The sequence below is a fragment of the Vibrio sp. R15-SG3-ISO1A genome (assembly GCF_059833955.1).
In genome coordinates, this window is sequence record NZ_JCBDGH010000010.1 from 1 (window position 1) to 25,018 (window position 25,018).

At 50.6% G+C, this 25,018-nt stretch carries 25 protein-coding genes; 16 read left to right on the top strand and 9 right to left on the bottom strand.

Going from position 1 to position 25,018, the window contains the following annotated elements; genetic code table 11:
* The 8 genes from hisG to hisIE form a co-directional block, all read left to right on the top strand.
* Positions 1-693 (top strand): ATP phosphoribosyltransferase (hisG, locus tag AC6R0L_RS00585; RefSeq protein ID WP_500627921.1); only part of this gene is annotated, 693 nt, incomplete at its 5' end.
* 5 nt (positions 694-698) lie between these two features.
* Positions 699-1,997 carry a histidinol dehydrogenase gene (gene hisD, locus AC6R0L_RS00590; RefSeq protein WP_500627922.1) on the top strand — a complete coding sequence of 433 codons (1,299 nt, stop codon included), beginning with the start codon at positions 699-701 and terminating at the stop codon, positions 1,995-1,997.
* A gap of 3 nt (positions 1,998-2,000) precedes the next feature.
* The gene (gene hisC, locus AC6R0L_RS00595; RefSeq protein WP_500627923.1) at positions 2,001-3,074 is read left to right on the top strand and encodes a histidinol-phosphate transaminase; all 1,074 of its coding nucleotides are present in this window, start codon (positions 2,001-2,003) and stop codon (positions 3,072-3,074) included.
* A gap of 59 nt (positions 3,075-3,133) precedes the next feature.
* Positions 3,134-4,207: a bifunctional histidinol-phosphatase/imidazoleglycerol-phosphate dehydratase HisB gene (gene hisB / locus AC6R0L_RS00600; protein WP_500627924.1), complete on the top strand. Its 1,074-nt coding sequence runs from the start codon at positions 3,134-3,136 to the stop codon at positions 4,205-4,207.
* A gap of 11 nt (positions 4,208-4,218) precedes the next feature.
* Positions 4,219-4,833, top strand: a complete 615-nt coding sequence (hisH, locus tag AC6R0L_RS00605) for an imidazole glycerol phosphate synthase subunit HisH (RefSeq protein ID WP_334550767.1) — start codon at positions 4,219-4,221, stop codon at positions 4,831-4,833.
* Positions 4,834-4,846: 13 nt separating this feature from the next.
* Entirely contained in the window at positions 4,847-5,584 is a 738-nt protein-coding gene (gene hisA / locus AC6R0L_RS00610) for a 1-(5-phosphoribosyl)-5-[(5-phosphoribosylamino)methylideneamino]imidazole-4-carboxamide isomerase (RefSeq protein ID WP_487902056.1), read from the top strand.
* Positions 5,566-6,339 (top strand): imidazole glycerol phosphate synthase subunit HisF, encoded by a 774-nt coding sequence (gene hisF / locus AC6R0L_RS00615; protein WP_500626904.1) that lies wholly within the window; start codon positions 5,566-5,568, stop codon positions 6,337-6,339. The genes hisA and hisF overlap by 19 nt, the downstream gene beginning before the upstream one ends.
* Entirely contained in the window at positions 6,336-6,971 is a 636-nt protein-coding gene (hisIE, locus tag AC6R0L_RS00620) for a bifunctional phosphoribosyl-AMP cyclohydrolase/phosphoribosyl-ATP diphosphatase HisIE (RefSeq protein ID WP_334550764.1), read from the top strand. The genes hisF and hisIE overlap by 4 nt, the downstream gene beginning before the upstream one ends.
* Positions 6,972-7,059: 88 nt before the next feature.
* Here the strand turns inward: hisIE and AC6R0L_RS00625 are convergent, their stop codons facing one another.
* Together AC6R0L_RS00625 and AC6R0L_RS00630 are read right to left on the bottom strand one after the other, a co-directional pair.
* The gene (locus AC6R0L_RS00625; protein WP_500627925.1) at positions 7,060-8,265 is read right to left on the bottom strand and encodes a putative manganese transporter; all 1,206 of its coding nucleotides are present in this window, start codon (positions 8,263-8,265) and stop codon (positions 7,060-7,062) included.
* Positions 8,266-8,428: 163 nt separating this feature from the next.
* The gene (locus tag AC6R0L_RS00630; protein WP_500627926.1) at positions 8,429-9,154 is read right to left on the bottom strand and encodes a transporter substrate-binding domain-containing protein; all 726 of its coding nucleotides are present in this window, start codon (positions 9,152-9,154) and stop codon (positions 8,429-8,431) included.
* Between the two features lie 191 nt (positions 9,155-9,345).
* Here AC6R0L_RS00630 and AC6R0L_RS00635 point away from each other — a divergent pair, with 191 nt between their 5' ends.
* A complete protein-coding gene (locus tag AC6R0L_RS00635) occupies positions 9,346-10,251 on the top strand; it encodes a manganese-dependent inorganic pyrophosphatase (protein WP_500627927.1) in 906 nt (301 codons plus the stop codon).
* Between the two features lie 73 nt (positions 10,252-10,324).
* A complete protein-coding gene (locus AC6R0L_RS00640) occupies positions 10,325-10,699 on the top strand; it encodes a DUF2750 domain-containing protein (RefSeq protein WP_334550759.1) in 375 nt (124 codons plus the stop codon).
* A gap of 19 nt (positions 10,700-10,718) precedes the next feature.
* Here the strand turns inward: AC6R0L_RS00640 and AC6R0L_RS00645 are convergent, their stop codons facing one another.
* The 7 genes from AC6R0L_RS00645 to pspF form a co-directional block, all read right to left on the bottom strand.
* Positions 10,719-11,528, bottom strand: a complete 810-nt coding sequence (locus tag AC6R0L_RS00645) for a DUF2927 domain-containing protein (protein ID WP_500627928.1) — start codon at positions 11,526-11,528, stop codon at positions 10,719-10,721.
* A 28-nt stretch (positions 11,529-11,556) separates the two neighbouring features.
* Entirely contained in the window at positions 11,557-12,342 is a 786-nt protein-coding gene (locus tag AC6R0L_RS00650; protein WP_334550755.1) for a peptide ABC transporter ATP-binding protein, read from the bottom strand.
* Positions 12,339-13,337: a peptide ABC transporter ATP-binding protein gene (locus tag AC6R0L_RS00655; RefSeq protein WP_334550754.1), complete on the bottom strand. Its 999-nt coding sequence runs from the start codon at positions 13,335-13,337 to the stop codon at positions 12,339-12,341. The genes AC6R0L_RS00650 and AC6R0L_RS00655 overlap by 4 nt, the downstream gene beginning before the upstream one ends.
* Entirely contained in the window at positions 13,337-14,224 is an 888-nt protein-coding gene (gene sapC, locus AC6R0L_RS00660) for a putrescine export ABC transporter permease SapC (RefSeq protein WP_334550752.1), read from the bottom strand. Before sapC ends, AC6R0L_RS00655 begins: the two co-directional genes overlap by 1 nt.
* Entirely contained in the window at positions 14,211-15,173 is a 963-nt protein-coding gene (locus tag AC6R0L_RS00665; RefSeq protein ID WP_500627929.1) for an ABC transporter permease, read from the bottom strand. The genes sapC and AC6R0L_RS00665 overlap by 14 nt, the downstream gene beginning before the upstream one ends.
* A complete protein-coding gene (locus AC6R0L_RS00670) occupies positions 15,173-16,786 on the bottom strand; it encodes an ABC transporter substrate-binding protein (RefSeq protein ID WP_500627930.1) in 1,614 nt (537 codons plus the stop codon). Before AC6R0L_RS00670 ends, AC6R0L_RS00665 begins: the two co-directional genes overlap by 1 nt.
* Positions 16,787-16,925: 139 nt before the next feature.
* Positions 16,926-17,960, bottom strand: a complete 1,035-nt coding sequence (pspF, locus tag AC6R0L_RS00675) for a phage shock protein operon transcriptional activator (protein ID WP_500627931.1) — start codon at positions 17,958-17,960, stop codon at positions 16,926-16,928.
* 188 nt (positions 17,961-18,148) lie between these two features.
* Between pspF and pspA the strand changes: the two genes are divergently transcribed.
* From pspA to AC6R0L_RS00705, 6 genes are all read left to right on the top strand, one after another.
* Positions 18,149-18,823, top strand: coding sequence for a phage shock protein PspA (pspA, locus tag AC6R0L_RS00680; protein WP_334550744.1), 675 nt, complete (start codon positions 18,149-18,151; stop codon positions 18,821-18,823).
* 90 nt (positions 18,824-18,913) lie between these two features.
* Positions 18,914-19,147 carry an envelope stress response membrane protein PspB gene (pspB, locus tag AC6R0L_RS00685; protein ID WP_334550742.1) on the top strand — a complete coding sequence of 78 codons (234 nt, stop codon included), beginning with the start codon at positions 18,914-18,916 and terminating at the stop codon, positions 19,145-19,147.
* A complete protein-coding gene (pspC, locus tag AC6R0L_RS00690; RefSeq protein WP_334550740.1) occupies positions 19,140-19,529 on the top strand; it encodes an envelope stress response membrane protein PspC in 390 nt (129 codons plus the stop codon). The genes pspB and pspC overlap by 8 nt, the downstream gene beginning before the upstream one ends.
* Before the next feature lie 212 nt (positions 19,530-19,741).
* Positions 19,742-20,773 carry an efflux RND transporter periplasmic adaptor subunit gene (locus AC6R0L_RS00695; protein ID WP_500627932.1) on the top strand — a complete coding sequence of 344 codons (1,032 nt, stop codon included), beginning with the start codon at positions 19,742-19,744 and terminating at the stop codon, positions 20,771-20,773.
* A complete protein-coding gene (locus AC6R0L_RS00700; RefSeq protein ID WP_500626892.1) occupies positions 20,773-21,867 on the top strand; it encodes an efflux RND transporter periplasmic adaptor subunit in 1,095 nt (364 codons plus the stop codon). The genes AC6R0L_RS00695 and AC6R0L_RS00700 overlap by 1 nt, the downstream gene beginning before the upstream one ends.
* On the top strand, positions 21,854-25,003 hold the full coding sequence (locus tag AC6R0L_RS00705) for an efflux RND transporter permease subunit (RefSeq protein WP_500627933.1): 3,150 nt from the start codon (positions 21,854-21,856) through the stop codon (positions 25,001-25,003). The genes AC6R0L_RS00700 and AC6R0L_RS00705 overlap by 14 nt, the downstream gene beginning before the upstream one ends.
* The last annotated feature ends 15 nt before the right edge of the window (positions 25,004-25,018 follow it).

Below are 25,018 nucleotides of genomic sequence, written 5' to 3' on the forward strand. Positions count from 1 at the left end.
GGTTTCATTGGCGAAAACGAATTGGAAGAAGTCCGCCTAGACCGAAAAGCATTGGGTGAACCCAGTGAGTTTGTGACATTGCGCCGTCTCGATTTTGGTGGCTGCCGCCTCTCTATTGCGATCGATAAGGATGAAGAGTACAACGGCCCGCAAGATTTGGCCGGTAAGCGTATCGCTACCACCTATCCACAATTGTTAAAAGCCTACATGGATGAGCAAGGCGTACCGTTCTCAACCTGTATGCTGACCGGTTCTGTTGAAGTCGCGCCACGTGCTGGCCTTGCTGATGCCATCGCCGACCTAGTGTCTACCGGCGCTACTTTAGAAGCGAACGGCTTAAAAGAAGCGGAAGTCATCTTCCAATCAAAAGCGACCCTTATTCAGCGCAAAGGTGAGTTCGCACAAGATAAAACCGAACTGATTGATAAGCTATTGACTCGTATGCAAGGCGTTCAGCAAGCGAAAGAGTCGAAATACATCATGCTGCACGCCCCAGCAGAAAAACTTGAGCAGATCAAATCGCTCCTTCCTGGCGCAGAAGATCCAACCGTCTTGCCGCTCTCTGCTGACAAACAAAAAGTGGCCGTTCACCTTGTGAGTACCGAAAACTTGTTCTGGGAAACCATGGAACAACTCAAAGAGCTTGGTGCTAGCTCAATCCTAGTACTGCCAATTGAGAAAATGATGGAGTAAGGGCGATGAGAACAGTTGTTTGGCAATCATTGAGTGAATCTCAACAAGACTCCATTTTAGAGCGCCCTGCCATTACCGAAGGGGCGAATATTACCGCTGCGGTGTCTGAGGTTATCGCGCAAGTAAAAACTCAAGGCGATGCTGCTCTATTGGCGTTGACGGAAAAGTATGATCGCGTCAAACCAGAGTCGATTCGAGTCTCAACTCAAGAGATTGAGGCGGCGTCAGAGCGCTTAAGCGAAACCATGAAGCAAGCGCTTGAGCAAGCGTACGCCAATATCGCTAAGTTTCACAAAGCCCAAAAGCCACAGCCTATTAAAGTTGAAACGCAACCTGGTGTTGTGTGTGAACAAGTGACTCGAGCGATTCAGAAAGTCGGTCTTTATATCCCAGGTGGCAGTGCGCCACTGCCATCGACCGTATTAATGCTCGGCGTACCGGCTAAGATTGCGGGTTGTCGTAAAGTGGTACTCTGCTCACCACCACCGATCGCAGATGAAATCCTCTACGTGGCGAAGCTGTGTGGTATCGATGAAGTTTACAATGTTGGTGGTGGTCAAGCGATTGCTGCGATGGCTTACGGAACAGAAACCGTGGCGAAAGTGGACAAGATTTTTGGCCCAGGTAATGCGTACGTAACAGAAGCTAAGCGCCAAGTGAGCAACGATTTTCGCGGTGCCGCGATCGACATGCCAGCGGGCCCTTCTGAGGTGTTAGTGATTGCTGATGAGACCGCCGACCCAGATTTCATTGCCGCGGATCTCTTGAGCCAAGCTGAGCACGGCCCAGACTCACAAGTGGTGCTGGTCACGCCATCGCCAGTGATTGCCGATCAAGTGACGGATGCCGTTCAGCGTCAGCTCAAAGTACTGTCTCGCGCTTCTATTGCAGAAAAAGCACTGGCGTCGAGTTTGATCATCATTTCTGATTCCATCACTCAGGCGGTTTCTATTTCGAATTACTATGGCCCAGAGCACTTGATAGTACAGACCAAGAACCCACGTGAACTGCTTCCTCTTCTTGATAACGCTGGGTCGATTTTCCTTGGTGATTGGTCACCTGAGTCGGCGGGCGACTATGCGTCGGGCACCAACCACGTTCTGCCAACCTATGGCTACACTCGCACCTATTCAAGCCTAGGCTTGGCGGATTTCTCCAAGCGTATGACGGTGCAAGAACTCTCTGAGGAAGGGATTAAAAATCTTGCGCCGACCGTCGTGACCATGGCGGAAGCAGAAGGACTGGATGCGCACAAACGCGCCGTTACCATTCGTGTTGAAAAATTGGTTCAGAAGCAAGGGTAAGAGATGGAAAAGCTAGCACGCAAACAAGTTCAGCAACTGACCCCTTACCTGTCAGCACGTCGCATTGGCGGCAGTGGCGATGTGTGGCTCAATGCCAACGAGTCGCCTTTCAACAATGAGTACAAGACGGATTTCGCCCGCCTGAATCGCTACAGTGAGTGCCAACCTACTGAGTTGATTAACGCTTACGCCGCTTACGCGGGCGTGAAACCTGAGCAAACGCTGACCTCGCGCGGTGCGGATGAGGGGATTGAGCTTTTGATTCGCGCATTTTGTGAGCCGGGTGAAGACGCCATTTTATATTGTCCACCTACCTACGGAATGTACGCTATTTCAGCGGAAACCATTGGTGTGGAGAAAAAAGTGGTGCCGTTGACCCAAGATTGGCAACTGGATCTCAGCGCCATTGAAGCCAATCTAGACAAGGTAAAACTGGTCTTTGTTTGCAGCCCTAACAATCCAACCGGTAATTTGGTTAAGCGTGAAGACATCATCCGACTGCTTGAGATGACCCAAGACCGCGCTATTGTTGTGATGGATGAAGCGTACATCGATTTTTGTCCAGAAGCATCGACGGTCGATTTACTGGCTCAGTACTCTAATTTGGCTATTTTGCGCACTTTGTCCAAAGCGTTTGCCCTTGCCGGTCTGCGCTGTGGCTTTACCTTGGCGAATGAGGCGTTGATCAACGTCTTGCTGAAAGTGATCGCGCCATACCCAGTGCCTGTGCCAGTGGCGGAAATTGCCACCCAAGCCCTCTCAGAGGCAGGGCTTGCTAGAGCCAAGTTCCAAGTGCTGGACCTCAACGCCAACCGCGCGTATTTGCAAGCGGGTCTGTCGACCATTGCCGGTTTAACGGTGTTCGAAGGGTGGGGCAACTACCTGTTGGTCAAATTCCCTGATGGTGATGCACTGTTTAAAGCCGCGTGGGACACTGGCATTATTTTGCGCAATTCGCCGATTGAGGATTGCGTTCGCATCAGTATTGGTAGTCGAGATGAGTGCGAGAAGACACTCGGTTTTATCCGTAACTACTATTTATCCGCAACTACTACAGCGCGTGATGACACGCAGTAAAGAAACAAATGGGCGCTGGCTGTGGCGGGCGCCTTTAAGATTGAGATAAGGAAGTTCGAGTGAGCACACAACAAAAAATTCTTTTCATTGACCGAGACGGCACCTTAATCGTCGAACCGCCGGTTGATTTTCAAGTCGATCGTTTAGACAAACTCAAGCTAGAGCCGTTTGTGATCCCAAGCCTGCTTGCGCTGCAAGACGCAGGGTATCGCTTGGTGATGGTCACAAACCAAGATGGCCTCGGCACAGACAGCTACCCGCAAGCGGATTTCGATGCGCCGCACGACATGATGATGGAAATCTTCTCCTCTCAGGGTGTGAAGTTTGATGATGTATTGATTTGTCCTCATTTTGAAGAGGACAACTGTTCGTGCCGTAAACCGAAATTGGGTATGGTCAAAGAGTACCTTCAAGGCGGCAAAGTGGATTTCAAGCACTCTGTGGTCATTGGCGATCGCGCGACCGACCTACAACTGGCGGAAAACATGGCGATTCGCGGCATCCAATACCACCCAGAAACCATGGGTTGGCCGAAAATCTTAAAAGAGCTCACCGTGAATGCTCGCGTTGCTGAAGTAGTGAGAACCACCAAAGAAACCGACATCAAAGTGAAGGTTAATCTCGATGAGCAAGGTGGCAACGCCATCAGCACTGGCCTTGGCTTTTTTGACCACATGCTAGACCAAATTGCGACGCACGGCGGCTTCCAAATGGTATGTCAGGTGGAAGGCGATCTGCACATCGACGATCACCACACCATCGAGGACACTGCACTGGCGTTGGGCCAAGCACTAAAAGAAGCGTTGGGCGATAAACGTGGGATTGGCCGCTTTGGTTTCAGCTTGCCGATGGATGAGTGTCTGGCGCAGTGCGCGTTGGATCTCTCTGGTCGACCTTACTTGAAGTTTGATGCCAAGTTTAGCCGCGATCAAGTCGGCGATTTATCCACTGAAATGGTGGTGCACTTCTTCCGTTCATTGACCGATACATTGGCGTGTACCTTGCACCTCTCTTCAGCCGGCGATAATGATCACCACATCATCGAAAGCTTGTTTAAGTCGTTTGGTCGCACTCTACGTCAAGCGATCAAAGTGGAAGGCAATGAACTGCCGAGCAGTAAAGGCGTATTGTAAGGAGAGAGACTATGACAAAGCAAAACGTCGTTATCATCGATACTGGCTGTGCCAACGTCTCATCGGTCAAGTTCGCTATTGAGCGCCTAGGTCAATCCGTGACGATTTCAAAAGATCCTGATGTGGTGCTCGCTGCGGATAAGCTGTTCTTACCCGGTGTTGGCACGGCAAGCGAAGCAATGAAAAACCTTGCTGAGCGTGATTTGATTGATTTGGTGAAACGGGTCGAAAAGCCACTGCTTGGTATCTGTTTAGGTATGCAACTGCTTGGCAAACTCTCCCAAGAGAAAGGCACGCAAGGCGAAAATGCGGTTGAGTGTCTCGGTCTTTGTGATGGCGAAGTACGCTTGATGGAGACGGGTGATCTTCCGCTCCCGCACATGGGGTGGAATACGGTATCGGCCACCCCAGATCACCCACTGTTTAAGGGGATTGAAGAGGGCGAGTATTTCTATTTCGTCCATAGCTTTGCGATGCCTGTCGGCGACTACACCATCGCTCAGTGTGAGTATGGCCAACCCTTTACCGCTGCGGTGCAAAGTGGCAATTACTACGGGGTGCAATTTCACCCAGAGCGCTCATCGAAAGCCGGCTCAAAACTGATTGAAAACTTTTTAGCATTATAGGGACATAACCTTCGTGATTATTCCAGCACTCGATTTAATAGAAGGTCAGGTCGTTCGTCTTTATCAGGGCGATTACGGCCAAGTGACCGAATACAAAGTGGATCCAGCTGAGCAGTTTAATCTGTATCACCAAGCTGGCGCCAACTGGCTGCACCTGGTGGATTTGACTGGTGCTAAAGACACCAGTGCGCGTCAGTTAGACCTGATTGCCAAACTGTTAGCCAGTACCCCTGCAAAAATTCAAATTGGCGGCGGCGTGCGCAGTGAGCAAGACGTTGTGGATTTACTTGAAGCCGGCGCCGAGCGCGTCGTGGTTGGTTCCACAGCGGTGAAGCAACCAGAACTGGTCAAAGGTTGGATGGAAAAATACGGTGCTGAGAGAATTGTCTTAGCGCTCGACATCAATATCGATGATCAAGGTGTACGCAAGGTGGCGATCTCCGGCTGGCAAGAAGATTCAGGCGTGACGATTGAAGCCTTAATTGACGATTATCTAACTGTCGGATTACAGCATGTTCTATGCACGGACATCTCACGTGATGGTACGTTGACGGGCTCGAACGTTGAGCTTTACGTCGACCTTTGCAAGCAGTACCCGCAAGTGCAATTTCAATCGTCAGGGGGCATTGGGTCGCTGGCTGACATCGAGGCGCTCAAAGGTAGCGGTGTGTCTGGCGTGATTGTTGGTCGTGCGTTACTCGATGGCAAATTTACTGCAGAGGAGGCGTTTGCATGTTGGCAAAGCGAATAATTCCCTGTCTCGACGTTCGAGATGGTCAGGTGGTGAAAGGGGTTCAGTTTCGCAACCATGAAATTATCGGTGACATTGTGCCCCTCGCGCAGCGTTACGCTGAGGAAGGCGCAGACGAGTTAGTGTTTTACGATATTACCGCATCCAGTGATGGCCGCGTGGTCGACAAGAGCTGGGTAGCCCGTGTTGCTGAGGTCATTGACATTCCTTTTTGTGTGGCAGGTGGCATCAAATCGGCTGAAGACGCGGCGCGGATTCTCGAGTTCGGTGCTGATAAGGTGTCGATTAACTCACCAGCGCTAGCCAATCCACAGCTGATTACCGACCTTGCGGATAAATTTGGTGTGCAGTGCATCGTGGTGGGCATTGACTCTTATTACGATAAAGAGACAGGCCAATACCAGGTGTACCAGTTCACCGGTGACGAACAACGCACCAAAGCGACACAGTGGGAAACACGCGACTGGGTACAAGAAGTTCAGAAACGAGGCGCCGGTGAGATTGTCCTTAACATGATGAATCAAGATGGTGTGCGCAACGGCTACGACATCGAACAGCTCAACATGGTGCGTGAAGTGTGCAAAGTACCGCTGATTGCTTCTGGCGGAGCCGGTGAAATGGTCCACTTTGCAGACGCTTATCATCAAGCTAACGTCGATGGTGCACTAGCAGCTTCGGTTTTCCATAAGCAAATCATCAATATTGGTGAGTTAAAACACTACCTGAAACAACAAGGCGTAGAGGTACGAGTATGAGTTTTGCGAGCGGGCAAGTGAGCGCACTTGCTGAGCGTATCGATTGGGACAAAGTGGATGGCTTAGTGCCTGCGATTGTTCAAGACTTCCAATCGAGCCAAGTGCTGATGATGGGCTACATGAATCAAGATGCGCTAGAGAAAACCGCGCAGACAGGACAAGTGACCTTCTTTTCACGTACGAAATCACGCCTGTGGACGAAAGGTGAGACCTCAGGGAATGTGCTTCAACTGAAGAACATGGCGCTTGATTGCGACAACGACACCTTGTTGGTCAAAGTGGAACCTATCGGACCGACGTGCCACACAGGTACCACGACTTGCTGGGACGCTGACAAGCAAGAAGAGTCGCAAATGGTGTGGCTTCATCAACTTGAGCAGCTATTGGCTGCCCGCAAGAGTGCCGACCCAGACTCTTCCTATACTGCCAGCCTTTATGCCCGTGGCACCAAACGTATTTCGCAGAAAGTGGGCGAAGAGGGCGTTGAAGTCGCGCTTGCGGCGACGTCGGGCGACAAGGCGGAGCTAGTGTGTGAATCGGCCGATTTGATCTACCACTTGATGGTATTGCTTCAAGACCAAGGTCTATCGATGAACGATGTAATCAATAAGCTTAAAGAGCGTCATAAGTAACATGATTATTGATGAATGAGTGGTGCATGACATCGCTTGCTGAGAGAAAAACGCTCTCGGCGATACCGAGAGCGTTTTTTTTGAGCGTCTATTCGAACAAAAAGAAGTAGCCGTAACCGACCAGTAACGCCGGTAAGGCTGAATAGACGGTCGCGACTAAGGCGGCTTTTGGCGCCAGTGCAATCGCCGGGAACAAGGCATCGCCGTCGTTAGAGATGGCATTCGCCAATTGTGCTGATAGGGGCGCCGCACCAGAGATATACAAACTGGTCACCAAAATTTGCGGCCCGCACCCGGGAAGCAGACCCACAGCAACCCCCATTAGAGGCATCCAAACCCCAAGTTGAGCCACACTATTAGTGATATCGATATGCGCAGCCTGTTGGATAAGCTCAAAGGCGAGGAAGGCGACAATCACCCAGGCAGTCACAAAGTTGGTATCTTGCGCGGCTTTTTGAATCGGGTGTGACGAGACGATTTTGCAATCTTCCGCCACCGTTGACTCATAGTCTTTGATCTCACGAGTTAGAGACCACAGTAGCATGCTCATCACAATCAAACCCGTCCCAAGCCACTCCATGGTCATGTCAGGCACGTTTAACCACTGATTCACATCAACTTGAAAGGAACCGAGTATGGCGACAAGAGCGGTGGGGACTAGCAGCCACTTCCAGAATGTCCCTTGCAGATTGATGGCTTGAATTTCAATCGCTTTACTCGTCTCTTTATTGGCTGTGTGTTGCAGCGTCTGTAACGTTCGGGCTTGCTTAAGTGCGGGACGCAAAAAGTCGTCTTTGTGAATTGCGTTAACCACCAAGCCACTGACAGTACCCACGACAACACCCAGTGCGATCACACCCAATCCCACATTTGGCTGGCTGGCGAGGAGCAGAAAGGCCGCATCACCCATGGTGGCGGTCAGCACAGCGACGATGGCACCAAATCCGACTCGCCCGCTAACAAATTGGGTGGTCACGACAATCGCGCCACCGCAACCTGGCAGCGCGCCGAGCAGAGCGGCAAAAATCACTTGGTAGTGGCGCGAGTGCTGATACAGCGCCACGATTCGGTTGTCCGAACGAGTGATCTTCGCAATCGAGTGGTAGAGAGCAAGCGTTATTGCCACGTAGCAAGACACGGCCCAGAAGGCATCAGAGAGGGTTGAAACCGTGAGCGCGCGTGTTGAGTCGTTTAATAACAGCGCCAACAGCCCTACGGGTAGCAGCAAGCGTTTGTACGCGGGTCTAAATTGCAGCGAGTCAAGCGTGGCAGTTTGGGCGTCGAAGTGATTCATAGTGCAAACCATCGTAAAGCATTTCCTTGATTATATGAAAATGATAATGATTTGCAAATGCATTTGAATCGATTTCACCTATCGATTCAATGGTTAAAACGAGCCCACTTAAACCCCTTGATTTACAAGTAGTAAACGCTGATGGTTGACAAGAGTACGAAGGCTATCGGTACTTCATCACGAGTTCATCATAGCGTCCGCTCTGTTTTAGCTGGTGCAGCCCTATCATAAAACGGACCATTAGGGTGTTTTTTTCGGGATGATCTTTGGCGATGGCGAGATGCACGGGTTTTATCATCAAGCTTTTATCGACAAAGTAAAAGTGGTCTGAGTCTAAACCGATTTCCTTCATGGTATGAATGGCGGCTCGCTCATCGGCGATGATGGCGTCAACGCGTTTTGCGCGCAGTTTTCGAAGATTGGTGGCGAGATCGCTCGCGACGACCCGAGTAAAGTAGGTGGATTCATTAAAGCGCTCTCCATAGCCATAATCTTCAATAATGCCGACTGTCATGCCTTCTAATGAGGTGAAGTCTCGGTACTCAAAGGCGTTTTCTCTTAGCACAATGAACTTTAGGTGGACCATTAAATAGGGCACGCTAAATTCTAGCTCTTGGGTGCGATCGTCAGACCACCAAAGCGACACCAGCATATCTTTTTTACTGTTTCGCACTTCTTTAAGTGAGCGCAGCCAAGGCAAAATTTCCAAATCGATGTCATAGCCCTGCGTGGCAAACGCTTCTTGAACAATCTCTATCGCTAGCCCGGAGTTGACCCGTTCAAACACATAGGGAGGCCACTGCGCTTGAGTGGCGCGTATCACGGGAGGGCTGGCCCAAAGCACTGTGCTAAGGAGAAGCAGCGGCAGAGCATAAAAACAAAAACGCATGGCATTGACTCATTTATGATTATTGTCCTTTGAGTGTAGACACCTTTTGCCCGACCGCCAAAACACCCGATAGGGGTTAATTGGCGCTTTTGGCACCGTTAGGCGATGACAAATTCTCAAAATCAGGTAAAGTATCGGGCTTCGTGAGTAATCGCCCAGATCGGGCTCGTAATAGTCGTATAGGAAATAAGATGATTCTAGTCGTAGGTCACAAGAACCCTGATAGTGATAGTATTTGTAGTGCTTTGGTGGCAACTGAACTGCTGAAGGCACGTGGCGAGCAAGCCATGCCTATCCGCCAAGGTGAAATCAACCGTGAAACTCAACACATCCTTGACGTTGCTGGTGCAGAGACGCCAGAGCTTCGTACGTCTGTGGCCGGTGAGAAAATCTGGTTGGTTGACTATTCAGATCTCGCACAGGCACCTGATGATGTGGCAGACGCAGAAATCCTAGGTATCGTCGATCACCACCGTCTAGGTGATGTGATGACCATCAACCCGATGGAAGCGTGGATCTGGCCAGTTGGCTGTACCAACACGGTTCTATTCAATATGTTTAAAATCGAAGGCCACACAATCACGCCTAAGATTGCCAAGTTGATGATGTCGGCCATCTTGTCTGACACCGTGGGCTTTGCTTCGCCAACGTGTACGCAAAAAGACAAAGACGCGGTTGAAGAGCTAGCGAAGATCGCAGATGTGGCAGACATTGATGCCTTCATCAAAGACCTTCTGATTGCTAAGACGAACATTGAAGGTCTGTCGGCAGCGGAATTGGTTGAGAAAGATCTTAAAGGCTACCCATTCAACGGTCGTGATGTCGTAGTGGGTCAGGTTGAGCTGGCAACCCTTGAGCAAGTTGATGGCATGATTGATGCGCTGGAAGCGGATCTTGAGCGTCGCTGCAATGAAGAAGGTCTTGCGTTTGCAGCGGTGATGTTGACAGACATCACCACAGCGCAAACTCGTCTACTCTATAAAGGTGAATGGGCGCAGAAGCTGGTTAAGCATGAGAAAGATGGCAAGCTGATGATGGAAAACACGCTGAGCCGTAAGAAGCAAGGTTGGCCTTGGCTACAAACTGAGTTGGCGTAATCCAAACAGTGATCTTTTTCAAGCGCTTACAGGGATGCCTGTGAGCGCTTTTTTCTTTGTTTAAGGGGGTAACATGTCACTCAGTGAAGAGCAAAAGACAAGCATTAACAAGATGCGTCCGGATGAGCGTTTTAATTACTGTTTAAATGCGATCGCAAAAGAGCGCAAAGTGTGGATCCTAACCGACGAGCATGGCTGCGTGATGCTCAACACCGAAGATGATGATTGCGTGCCTGTGTGGCCCTCTGAAGAGTTTGCGCGTGAGTGGGCAACCGGTGAGTGGTCTGAGTGCGAGCCGCAATCCATTTCCACAGCAAAATGGTTCAGCCGTTGGACTGTCGGGCTTGAGCAAGATGAGCTCTCAGTGGTTGTCTTTCCTGACAGCAATGAAGAGGGCGTCGTGCTGTTTCCGGACGAGTTTGAATTTGAACTGAAAAAACGCGGCTAACCGTGCCCGTTCAACGTGATTAATAACCACCAACCAGCTTAAATAGCTGGTTGTTTTTTGCCTGCTTGGCCGCATCGCGTAAGATGCCTTGTTGCTGATAGTGTTGCAGCAGTTTACGCACCACTGGCGCGGCCTGCTCTCGACTCATACCAGGGCGCAGCTCAGGTTCGTAGAGCAGTTTTAATAAAATGACGTCGAGAGGCGAGAGCAGATCTTCAGGCGTTTCGTCATTAAAAATCGAAGGGTAGGCGCTTTCTGCGTCATTGGGCAGACCAAGCACTTGGGTGATCTCTTCGACGATGCATGCCAGCAGCTTGCCGTGACTGCGCGCTTGATCCACTGGGATAATGACGACCCCTTTGTCGATAACGCTGCTGCTCGTATAACTAAAGCTCGCTTTGCAGATGGCCCCCTTGATGTGCTCTAGCGCAAAAGTACCAATTTCCTCGGCGATCTCGTCTTGCCACTGACTTTGACGGGTGAATATCCACACCACGTTGGCGTCCTCTCGGCGTGAAACGCGCCGAATGTCGTGGCCAGTCATCGCGGATAAGTCGCGCAGATGCGCATTGGTGAGCTCATCATGAAGCTCGCGATCAGCCACGCGGTGATCAACCCAAATACGAATCGGAACCTGCCATTTCGTCAGTGGTTTGTCGCCAGGGCGGTATTCGTTTTTTAGTGCAACATCGAGAAAAGCGCGTTCAACAAAGCTTGGGTCAAGCCAGGTCGTCTGGCTAGGGTAGGCGAAGGCGAGGTGAGCAAAGAGCAGCAAGGGGCTAAGTAGAATCGCTTTGCCCCGTTTGAATAGATAGATTCGCTGTTCCATTGCTGACATCCCTGATTGAAATGGCGATTTAGCGAAAGCAGAGCGCTTTGTTAAAGTGGCTTTCAACCATGCGCTGAGTGATCGGGTGTTGTGGGTCAGTCAGCACCTTGTGGGTATCACCCGCCTCGACCACTTCTCCCTCGTGCATCACCATCACTTTGTCAGTGATGTGTTTGACGGTGCCAATATGCTGCGACACATAGACAAACGATACGCCCATCTCTTCTTGCAGTTCTAGAAACAGGTTAATGATCTGTGAGCGCATCGCCATATCAAGACCATTGAGCGCTTCGTCGGCGATGATGACAGAAGGCTGCAAAATTAACGCTCGCGCGAGACAGACGCGCTGCTTTTGACCTGTTGCCAACATTTGCGGATAGAAGTACGCATGCTCAGGCAACAATCCCACTCGAAGCAGGGTCTCTTTCACGCGCTTAATGCGTGCTTCGGGTGGCATGTTGGTGTTTCGCTTCAATGGCCCCTCAAGGATACGGCCAATCTGAATTCTTGGGTTGAGCGAGGTGTTCGGATCTTGGAAAATCATGCGAATGAGCTTACAACGCGTCGAGTAATCTTCATGGCGCAGCGCTTCGCCATTCACTCGGATTTCGCCAGAGCTGGGTTCAACCACACCGGCCAACATGCGCGCTAACGTGGACTTACCAGAGCCATTTTGGCCGATAAACCCCACAGTTTGCCCTGCTTCTAAGCTAAAGCTCACGGGCTTGACAGCCTGTTGGATTTTCTTTCGAAACAAGCCAGAACGCGTGACAAACTGTTTCGACAGTTGGTCGACTTCAAGTAGCGCACTCATGCTTTTTTTCTCTCCGTATTGAGTGGAAAGTGACAGGCAAATTTGTGGTTTTTAATCCGTCTGGTCATGGGGATCTCAACGCACTGACGCTGCGCGTATGGGCAGCGGGGGCCAAGTCGACAGCCAATTGGCAAATGTTGCAACGGTGGGATGGTGCCGGGCAAGGATTGCAGTTTTTCTTTGTGGGGAATCCACTCACTAAAATCGGGCATCGCTTTTAATAGCGCCACGGTATAGGGGTGTTTTGGCTTTTCAAGCAACTGCTCGGTATCTGCCGACTCCACCGATTGACCACAGTACATCACGGTGATGCGATCGGCCCACTGGGTGATGGTGGTGAGATCATGACCAATCAGCAAGATTGAAGTGTTGTTGATCTGATTCATTCGACTGAGCAAACGCAGGATTTGCGATTGCGTAATCGGATCGAGGTCATTGGTGGGCTCGTCTGCAATTAACAGCTTGGGTTTGGCCGCGATCGCCATCGCGATCATCACCTTTTGGCATTCCCCATCCGTCAGCTCATAAGGGTAGCTGTTCATCAGGCGGTTGTGATCTTTAATGCCCACTTTGTGCAGCAGGCCAATGGCTTGCTTCTTGCGCCAACTAAAGCGCTCGTACCAGCGGCCTTCAAAGGCGCTGGCTGGAATGGATTCGATTAGCTGTTTGCCCACTTCTTCCGATGGGTCCAAACAGGTGGAGGGCTCTTGGAAAATCATCGCCACATCGCGTGCAATAACGCGGCGACGCTCTTTCGGCGTGAGTTGCAATAGGTCTATATTGCCTAAGCGCATGCGGTCGGCGGTGATTTTCCAGTTCTCTTTGCACACACCAACGATGGCTTTCGCCACCAGACTTTTACCTGAGCCAGATTCGCCCACAAGCCCGCGAATCTCGCCTTCGTTGAGAGTCAGGCTCATTCGATCGACCGCTTTCATCAGCCCTTGAGGCGTTTCAATCTCGATCGTGAGATGACGGATATCTAACAGCGGCATTATTCAATCCCCGCATTCAATGCTTGGCGAACCCCTTCGCCAACGAGGTTGATCACGATGACAGTGAACATAATGGCAAGGCCCGGCAACGTCACTGTCCAAGGCGCTAAATAGATGAGCTCGACGGAGTCACCGAGTAGTGCGCCCCATTCGGTACTTGGCGTTTGAGCGCCAAGGCCCAAAAAGCCCAGTGCGGTGATGTCCAAGATGGCCAATGACAACGCGTAGGTCATTTCGGCTGCGATCACCACTAAGATATTGGGTAAAATGGAGTTCCACAGCAGGTAGAAATCATTGGCGCCATCGAGTCTTGCGGCCATGATGTAGTCTTTTTCCACTTCTGCGTGCACCGCGATATACAAAGAGCGCACGAAACGCGGAATAAGCGCTAGACCGATCGCCAGTAAGATATTGAATTCGCCAAAGCCCAGAAAGGCGACGAAAATGATCGCCAACAGCAGGGAAGGGATCGACATCACAGTATCAAGCAAGTGGTTGAGCGTACTGGAGAGCAGGCCTTTGGTCATTCCGGCTAAAATACCGATTGAGCAACCTATGATGGCCGCGATTAGCGTGATGATGATAGCTGCGCCGAACGTCAGCTGTGAACCTTCGATCAAGCGCGAGAGAATGTCTCGGCCTAAATCGTCGGTACCAAGGAAGTATTCGACGGTGCCGGTCGGATCCCAAGAAGGGGGAATCAGCAATTCACCGGTTTGTGCTTGCGGGTCATGGGGTGTGATCCACGGAGAGAGTAGCGTGATGACGATCAGCAGAATCAAACACCATAAACCAAACATCGCCAAGCTATTGGCTTTGTAGCTGCGCCAAAAACGCTCAAACTGAGTGGGTATCAACTCTTCTTGATAGATGTTATCGCTTAGCATACCACTCCTTCCTTACCAGCGGATTAACCATAGCACCAAACAGATCCGAGACAATATTGGCGGTGAGTACCAGTGTTGCCACTACGATGACACCCGCTTGAATAGAGACGTAGTCACGGTTTGATAAAGCATCCAGTAGCCAGCGACCAATCCCCGGCCAGTTAAAAATAGACTCGGTAATGATGGCCAAGGTTAACATGCTCGATAACTGAATACCGATTTTGGGGATGATGGGTGGGATGGCATTACGCAGCACGTGTTGAGTCACGATCTCGTGATTTGAGAGACCTTTAATCCGCGCCGCGCGAATGTAGTTTTGCCCCATCACTTCCGCAACCGAGGCGCGCATCAAGCCAATAACTTGTGTGGTCGGAGCGAGTGCCAGCACCAAGCAGGGCAAGATCAGGTGTTCGATAACACTTTGCAGCGCGTGCGCTCGGTACGCACCTTTGGCAAAAAACGCGTCAATCAAAGCAAAGCCGGTCACGTGTTCAATTTGATACAGAAGATCGTAGCGGCCGCCAACGGGAAACAGCTCAAAGTGCAGTGAGAACGCCATGATCATTAATAGCGCAATCCAGAATATCGGCGCAGAGTAGCCCGACATCGAGGTAAAGGAGATCGCCGTATCAATCCACTTACCTTGGCGCATGCCCGCTAACGTGCCAATTGGAATACCAATCATCAGCGAAATAACAAACGCGATAAAACACAGCTCAATGGTGGCAGGGAAGACCACTCCCAGCTCGTCAATAATCGCCACGCCTTGTTTATTAATACCAAAATTTAAGTGCATCAATTCGCCGACGTAGGTCGTCCAGCCGGACCAGTAGCTCATTTGGCTCCAGGCGGAATCGGGCTCTAAACGAAGTAAGCTAAAGCCCACCATGGTCAAAATGAGCAAGGTGATGATAAAGAGGTTCAGTCTTCTTAGGGTATACAGCAGCATCAGTTCACCCTCTCCACTTTATCAAAAGGCTGTGCATTGAATGGACTCATGCGAAAGCCACGAATCGAGCGATCATGCGCCTGCAACTGTACGCCGTGATTGAGTGGGATCACGGGAAATTCTTCGTTCAAAATATTCTGTGCTTGCCTATAGAGGTTAAGGCGGTAGCGAGGACGATCCACTTCGAGCGCCAAATCGAGCAAAAAGTCGAAATCTGGGTTACACCAACTGGAGACATTCAGTCCAACGCGATCGGAATCGCACGACAAGAGTGGGCGTAGAATGTTGTCTGGATCACCCGTGCTGGCGATCCAGCCGGTGAGGTAGAGATCAATGTTGCTGGTGAGGTTGGTTCGCTCGAAGCGCTCATCAGTAACGAGGTTTAAGGTGATACCAATGTCTGCCAAGTTTGCTTGAATCAACTCCGCGGTTTTGCGCGGGCTTGGGTTGAATGCGCGAGGCTCAAGAGGTACCGACATACTGAGCTCCAAACCTTCGCTGAATCCAGATTCTCGCAACAGTGCCAAAGCATAGTTGCGATCGTAACGAATTTGGTTGGCGTCTTTTTGGTACGCCCAAGAGCTAGGCGGCAGAACCGAATAGGCTTGGCTACCCGTGCCATAGTAGACCGAATCTAAAATGTTTTGTCGGTTAATGGCAAAGTTGAGCGCCTTGCGCACGCGCGCATCTTTGAGCGCAGGGTGGGCGGTATTGACAGCAATAAAGGAGATGTTCATTGCCGGCTTTGAAATCAACTCAATGTTATCTTGCTCGCGAATGATGGGCAGTTGACTCGACAGAGGCGAGCTCAGTACATCACATTCGTTACGCAGCAGTTTAGCCAGTGTGCCAGTACCGCGATGGGAGATGTCAAACACAACTTGCTCCATCAAGGCGGGCTGTTTCCAGTAACGTGTATGGCGTTTAAGGCGAATGAGGTCGTTGACTTGGTACTCTGCCAAATAAAAGGGACCAGTGCCGACGGGGTGGGAATCTAAGCGCGCTTTTTCATCTTTTATTTCCAGTTCACTCGCGTACTCTTTGGAGAGAATCACCGGGTAGCTGGTGGCAATGTTGGATAAAAATGTGTTATCCGGACGAGAAAGAATAAAGCGGACTTGGTCATCTGAGGTAGCCACGACATCTTCAATTAAATTGGGGAAGTCGATGCTGTTAAACCAAGGGTAAATACCGCCCCCGACGTGATGAAACGGATGTTGTGGGTCAATGATACGCTTAAAACTAAACACCACGTCTTGTGCATTCAGCGCTCTAGAGGGCGTAAACCACGGTGTGATTTGAAATTGGATATTGGGACGTAGCGTAAACGTGTACTCCGTACCGCTTGCATCCACCTGCCATGCGGTGGCGAGACTGGGTATGGGTTCGTATGTATCTGGGTCGAGCACCAGTAAGGTATCGAAAATCTGAGGACTGAGCGCTTCAGACGTGATGCCGCTGTCGACCAGTTGCGGGTTAAAGGTCCCGGGGCCACCTTGGCCACAATAGACGAAGCCACTTTGGCGGATTTTGCTGTGGTCGATGTCGTCTCCGCAGCCGCTAAGCAAACCGAGGCCAACGAGACCGAATGTTAACTGTAGTAATGCTTTCATAGAAAGAGCGATTGCCTGAGATAAAGCACAAAGCGATTGGTCATTATGCCTCAATATCTGAGTGATTTACCATAAAAGATAAGGGTAATTTATCATTAAACCTCTTGATAACCCAAGTGTTGGGTGATCAAGAGCCGATTTACTCATCGTCTGCGGAAGACTCAAGGTTTGGCGTATTTAATTGATACTTTCTCACCATTCCCCTGAGCTGATGATAGCTAAGACCGAGCAATTGTGCGGCTTTTCGCTGGTTGTATTTGCTTTCTGCCAGCACTTGGTTAAGTAGAGCGATGTCTTGCTCTTCCTGCCAGCGTTTGTAATCCATCGGAAAAGTAAACATAGGCGCACCCACAGCGTTGGACGCCTTTTCTATAGTGTCATGAGAAGCGGATTTGAGAGGCTCACTCCACTGCGGCTTAAAAGGGTTAAAGGTCAACTCATCAATCGGCGTTTCTTGCTCGCCATGAAGGTACACGGCACGTTCGACGACATTTTTCAGCTCGCGCACGTTGCCAGGCCAGTCGTAATCGAGCAGCGCTGACTCCGCATGCTCGGTGAAGCCGGCAAAATAGCTAAGCCCTAATTCACGGCACATCTTGATGGCGTAGTATTGGGCAAGCAATAGGATGTCTTGTTGACGTACTCGTAACGGCGGAAGGTAAATGACATCAAAGGCGAGCCTGTCGAGCAAGTCAGCGCGAAAATGCCCGTCTTTCGCCATGGTGGGTAAATCGGCGTTGGTGGCGCAGATGAGCCTGACATTGGCTGTCAGTGGTTTTTGCCCTCCGACTCGCTCATAGTGACCATACTCGATGACGCGCAGCAGCTTTTCTTGCACCATTTGTGGGGCAGTGGCCAGTTCGTCTAGAAACAGCGTGCCATTTTCCGCACGCTCAAATCGGCCTTGATGACGCCCTTTGGAGCCGGTAAAGGCCCCTTGCTCATGCCCAAATAGCTCGGAATCTATCAAGCCTTCGCTAAGCGCCGCGCAGTTAAGTGAAATTAAAGGTTGGTCCCAACGCTTGGACAGATAGTGCAGGCGCTGTGCGATCAGCTCTTTACCTGTCCCTCGCTCGCCGATAATTAACACCGGACGCTCAATCGCAGCCAGTTTGGAGACTTTATCGAGCACCGCAAGAAACGCAGGTGACTCACCAATCAGATTTTGTTGCATAGTCGCGGCTCACTCAAAATTGCCCCTATGGGCGGTTGGTAAAATTTACCTTATGTTGGTTATTTTCATCACATGCGTGTCTTTCAATCAAGGGGAGAAATCTAAGTGATTGTTTTAAATGAGCTTATTTATTGGCACGACACTTGTATTGTTCACACTCGTAGCGACAACCATTAAGGAGCCTCATCATGGGTATTTTTTCAAGATTCGCCGACATCGTTAACTCCAACATCAGTGCTCTGCTTGATAAAGCCGAGGATCCCGAGAAAATGATCCGCCTCATTATCCAAGAGATGGAAGATACACTTGTCGAAGTGCGCACTAACTCCGCCAAAGCGATAGCGGACAAAAAAGAGCTGGCGCGCAAAGTGGAAGCCATTGATGAGCAAGTGCATGATTGGCAGCAGAAGGCCTCTTTAGCGTTAACTAAGCAGCGCGAGGATCTCGCCCGTGCCGCCTTGATTGAGAAACAGAAATTACAAGATGTACTCAAAGGTCTTCACACAGAGCAAACCTTAGTGGAAGAAACCATCGAGAAGCTGACCGGTGAAATCAGTAAGCTAGAGAGTAAAATTACCGAGACTCGCGCCAAACAACAGGCGTTGGCGATTCGCAGCCAAGCGGCCTCCAATCGTCGCGATGTTCAGAAACATCTGCACACGGCCCGTACCAACGAAGCGATGGCGAAGTTTGAGCAATATTCACGTAAGATTGATGAACTGGAAGCGGAAGCAGATGTGTTTGCGCAATCGGGCCAGAGTAAATCACTTGACCAAGAATTTGCTGAGTTGCAAGCTCAAGATGAAATTGAGAAAGAACTCGCGCAACTTAAGCAGCAGATGGAAGAGAAAAAATCCTCTTAATCCCTCTGTGAAAAATCATTTCGCTGCAGAGCATTCGCCCCACAACAATAGGGAGAAGCGATCAGCTTCTCCGCCTAAAAGGAGTCATTTATGTCATCGTTTATGGTTACAGGGCCATTAATTGTCTTTTTGATTTTTGTCGCCCCCTTGTGGCTTTTCTTGCACTATCGCAGCAAAAAAAGAACCAGCAGTGGCTTATCACAAGAGGATTACCAGCGCCTGCAAAGCTTATCCAACAAAGCTGATGCGATGCAGCAACGAGTAGAAACCTTAGAGCGGATCCTTGACGAGCAGTCACCAAACTGGAGACGTCGCTATGAGTAAACGTGAACTGTATCGAGATCCTGCCAACGGTAAGTTGTCGGGCGTATGTGCTGGGCTGGCCAACTACTTCTCATTAGAAGTGTGGCTAGTACGTATTTTGGTCATCTCTGCAGCGCTGTTGGGCGGTTCGTTTCTGGTGCTGCTAGCCTATGTTGCCCTCAGCTTCATGTTGGAAAAAATGCCCGCCAGTTATCAAGCGGAAATGGAGAGCGAGCAAGGACATAAACTCAAGAGTAAGCCGTGGGAAAAGGGCCAAGCGCCAAGCGCATTACTCGATAATATTGAGCAAGAGTTTGATCAGCTTGAAGGCAAAATCAGAGATATGGAAGCCTACGTCACCTCAGATACGTTTAGTGTCGAGCGGGAGTTTCGCTCTCTCTAAAGGCGCGGTGGCAAACAGTGATGGGGCGCCCACTTCATCGCTTTATCATCAACGCGTGAAAGTTCATCATTGAGACTAAGGTCTAAAACTCGGCCAAATCCCTAATTTTCATAATAATTTATTATCCCTGTTATGGAAGCGCGCATCGCTATCATCTATCTTTATCAATAGTTGGATTGAATAGATGAATAGCGAACAATGGAACTGTGACTATGCGAACTTCCTTAACGCTCTTGGTGGGCGCAGCGCTGATTAGTGGCTGCGGAAAAGAGCCTGCCCCTGTCCCTGAGCCAGACTCTCGTCCGGCGAAATTATTTACCGTCTCGGTTGGCAACACGCAATTTGAACGTCAATTCCCGGCAGTCTCTGAAGCCGGAGATCGCGCCGTTCTTGCGTTTCGCGTGCCTGGGCAGCTGCAAACCATTGACGTGCGTGAGGGGCAAAATGTCACGCGTGGTCAAGTGTTAGCTACCCTAAGTCCCGATGAATATGCATTACTCGCCGAGCAAGCCAACGCGCAGTTCACACTGGCTGACGTGCAATATCGCCGCTATAAAAAACTGCGTGAAGATAAAGTCGTTTCCGAGCAAGATTTCGACCAAGCGCAAGCCAATCACAATTCGGCAAAAGCACAGCTTGATCAAGCCAACGCGAATTTGGGCTACACACGCTTACTTGCGCCTTATGATGGTACCATCTCGTTGATCCCCGCTGAAAATTTTGAATATGTTGCTGCTAAGCAAGCAGTGATGAACATTCAAACCAATCAATTAATGAAAGTGGTGTTCCAACTGCCTGACTATCTGCTCAATCATTTTGCGCGAGGGGCACAATCCCAAGCCGTCATGACCTTTGACGCCTTTCCTGAGTACCAATATTCGCTGAGCTTTCAAGAGTTAGATACGGAAGCGGACCCCAAAACCGGATCGTACAAAGTGACCATGATTATGGAGCGCCCAACGGATGTCGGGATTTTGCCTGGCATGGCTGGCATTGTCAGTGTCACCGCTGGCAGCGGTGAAGCGACAACCATCCCGAAATCAGCGCTGCTTGAACAAGACGGTGTCACTTATGTATGGCGAGTCGATGACCAAGGTTTAGTGGAAAAAGCACCAGTGACATTGGATGAGCGCCGTTATGTGGTGTCGGGGCTCAGTGATGGCGACCAGATAGTCACCTCTGGGGTGAACAGCATGACTGCAGGTATCAAAGTGCGTGAATGGATTAAAGAGCGGGGGTTGTGATGAACAGAATATGGACCACATCGGTCGCCTTGCTGTGCACCAGCGTATTGTTTGGCTGTGAAAGAGAAGCGGACTACCTGGATTTTGGCTTGCCTAAAGTTAAAGTGGCGAGCGTAGGCAGCGAGTTCAGCGGTGATAGCCTCTTTTTCCCTGCGGTGGCCAATGCGGCTGAGCGTGCTCATCTTAGTTTTCGTGTCGCCGGCGAAATTAGCCAATTGAATGTGAAAGAAGGGGATAAAGTCGCAAAAGGCGACGTCATCGCCGTGCTTGACCCAACCGACTACCAGCTGGATGTCGACAACGCCAGTGCCAAATACACCGTGGTTGACAGTCAATATCGCCGCTCAAAACCTTTGGTGGATAAAGGGCTGTTAGCGAAGTCTCAGTTTGATGAAATTGCCGCCAACCGCCAAATAGCGCTCGCAGAACTTCAACTGGCCAAGTTGCGGCTCTCGTTTACCCAATTATTAGCCCCCGTCGATGGGGTGATTTCACGTGTCGCAGTGGATCAGTTCGAAAACATTCAAGTGGGTCAGCAAGTGGTGAACATTCACAGCTTAGACAACGTCGAAGTGGTGATTCAATTGCCAGACAGACTCTACGCCCGCCAACCAGAGCAAGCCAAACTGGAAAAAATCGATGCGGTGGTTCGTGTGCCTAGTGGCAACGAATATTCAGCAACCATCAAGGCGTTCACCACTGAGCCCGATCCCTCAACGGGCACTTTCACCGTGACCTTATCAATGCCCATGCCAGAAGAGGAGTACATTTTGGACGGCATGGCGGTCGAAGTGACCTCACGTGGGGAAAACGCAGGCTTGAATTTATCAGCAGGGGTACAAGTACCGATTGAAGCGATATTTAATGCCGATGGCGACGCACTGGCGCGCAGCGAAACCTTCATCTGGCGTCTAGACGATGACGGCACGGTTAGCAAGCAAGCCGTGGTGACCGGCAAGGCGACCAAAACATCGGTGCAGATTCTTGAGGGCCTGGAAGCGGGTCAACAAGTCGTAATCGCAGGGCTCGGGAAATTGACACAGGGAATGCAAGTTGAAGTCATCGCCAAGGAGGCGCAGCATGACGAACTCTAATCAAACGCCACGCGCAGACGACGACATTACAGGCATCGCCGCGTACTTTATTCGTAATCGAGTCATCAGTTGGATGATTTCACTGATCTTTTTGATTGGTGGAGCGGCGGCGTTCTTTGGTTTGGGCCGTTTGGAAGACCCTGCCTTTACCATCAAAGATGCTATGGTCGTCACTTCCTATCCCGGTGCCACACCGCAGCAAGTGGAAGAAGAGGTAACTTACCCACTAGAAAAGGCGATTCAGCAACTGACCTATGTCGATGAAGTGAACTCAATTTCCAGTCGAGGTTTATCGCAGATCACCGTCACCATGAAAAACAACTACGGGCCGGATGATCTGCCGCAAATTTGGGACGAGTTGCGCCGTAAAGTCAACGACCTCAAAGGCTCGCTGCCACCTGGGGTAAATGATCCACAAGTGATTGATGACTTTGGTGATGTGTATGGCATTTTGCTCGCCGTCACCGGAGATGGGTACAGTTACAAAGAGCTGCTTGATTACGTCGACTATCTGCGTCGAGAGCTGGAACTGATAGACGGTGTCAGCAAAGTCTCGGTGAGTGGTCAGCAACAAGAGCAAGTCTTTATCGAAATTTCCATGAAGCGCCTCAGTAGCCTCGGGTTATCACCGAGCACGGTGTTTAATTTGCTTTCGACACAAAATGTGGTCTCGGATGCCGGTGCGGTGCGCATTGGCAGCGAATACATTCGCATTCAGCCGACGGGTGAGTTTCAAAATGTCGACCAGTTGGGCGACTTGATTTTGACCGAATCGGGCGCACAAGGGCTTATCTATCTACGGGACGTCGCCGAGATTACGCGCGGATACATCGAAGTCCCAAGCAACATTATTACCTTTAACGGCCATTTGGCGCTCAACCTCGGCGTCTCTTTCGCGCAAGGGGTGAACGTGGTCGAAGTGGGGCTGCGTTTTGATCGCCGTTTGGCTGAGCTGAAATATCAGCAGCCTGTAGGCGTCGAGATTGCAGAAATCTACAGCCAGCCGAAGGAAGTTGACAAGTCAGTGAGTGGCTTTGTGGTCAGCTTGGGCCAAGCGGTCGCGATTGTGATTGTGGTGCTACTGTTTTTCATGGGCTTACGCTCCGGGCTCTTGATTGGTCTTATATTGCTGCTGACCGTGTTAGGTACCTTTATTTTTATGAAGTACTTTGCGATCGATTTGCAGCGCATCTCGCTTGGCGCCCTAGTTATCGCACTTGGTATGCTGGTGGACAACGCGATTGTGGTGGTGGAAGGGATACTGATTGGCACGCAAAAAGGGCGCACCCGCCTGCAAGCCGCGACGGATATCGTCACGCAAACCAAATGGCCGCTGCTCGGTGCGACGGTGATTGCGGTTACTGCGTTTGCGCCTATTGGGCTGTCTGAAGACTCGACCGGTGAGTATTGCGGTACCTTGTTTACCGTGTTGCTTATCTCGTTAATGCTCAGTTGGTTTACCGCGATTTCGATCACGCCGTTTTTTGCTGACATCTTCTTTAAAGGGCAAAAAAACGCCGCGGGCAGTGAGGATGCCGATCCCTACAATGGGATTATCTTTGTCGTCTATCGACGCTTTTTGCAGCTGTGTATGCGTCAAGCTTGGCTTACCGTCATCGTCTTGGTTGTGGGGTTGGCCGCCAGTGTGTATGGCTTTGGCTTTGTTAAGCAGGCGTTTTTCCCTTCATCGACCACGCCCATGTTTCAGGCGGATATTTGGTTGCCTGAAGGGACGGACATTCGCGCGACCAACACTAAGCTCAAAGCGTTAGAGAGTTGGATCACTCAACAAGATGGCGTCGAGCATGTCACCACGACCGCCGGAAAAGGCTTGCAGCGCTTTATGCTCACGTATGCTCCGGAGAAAAGCTACGCGGCTTATGGGGAGATCACCACGCGAGTCACCAGCTATGAATCTTTGGATGCCCTGATGGTGAAATTTCGCGCCCACGTTGAGCAGCAATTTCCAGAAGTCAATTACAAGCTGAAAAAGATTGAGCTTGGCCCAGGCGGAGGCGCAAAAATTGAGGCGCGTCTGATTGGCTCCGACCCAACGGTGCTGCGTTCGCTCGCCGCAGAGGTGCAGGCCATCATGCGTGACGATCCTGGCGCGACCAACATCCGTCATGACTGGCGTGAGCGCACTAAGGTTTTAGAGCCCAAGTTTAACGAAAGCCAAGCGCGACGTTACGGCATCACAAAATCCGATGTTGACGATTTTCTCTCGATGTCGTTCTCTGGGCTCTCCATCGGTGTGTACCGAGATGGGACTACCTTGATGCCAATTGTCGCAAGACTGCCCGAGGAAGAGCGGGTGGATATTCGCAACATCGAAGGGATGAAGATATGGAGCCCAGCACTGAGCGAATTTATTCCTTTGCAGCAAGTCACGCTTGGTTATGACATGCGCTGGGAAGACCCGATTATTGTGCGTAAAAACCGCAAACGTATGTTGACCGTCATGGCTGACCCAGACTTGCTCGGCGAAGAAACAGCGGCCACTCTGCAAAGTCGCTTACAAACCAAGATAGAAGCGCTCGAGTTCCCGCCGGGGTATTCGCTCGAATGGGGCGGGGAGTATGAGTCATCCGCCGATGCGCAAGCATCTCTATTTACTACGATGCCGATGGGCTATTTGTTCATGTTCTTGATCACTGTGTTCTTGTTCAACTCCATCAAAGAGCCGATCATCGTCTGGTGTACCGTGCCATTGGCCCTGATTGGCGTCACCAGTGGCCTGTTGCTGCTGGATACACCGTTTGGTTTCATGGCGCTACTCGGCTTTTTGAGTCTGTCTGGCATGGTATTGAAAAACGGCATTGTGCTGCTGGATCAGATCGAGATAGAGATGAAACTGGGTAAAGATCCCTACGTCGCCGTGGTGGATGCGGCGCTGAGTCGTGTACGTCCGGTGTGTATGGCGGCGATTACTACCATTTTAGGTATGATACCGCTGCTACCGGACATCTTCTTTAAACCGATGGCCGTGACCATTATGTTTGGTCTTGGGTTTGCCACCGTGCTGACGTTGATTGTGGTACCCGTGTTGTATCGCCTATTCCACTCAGTACGTGTGCCGAATGGTCGAGAGCCAAGTGACCCTTCAGCACTGGGTATGCAAGAGGCGACTCAGTAACTCGCAGTTGTAACA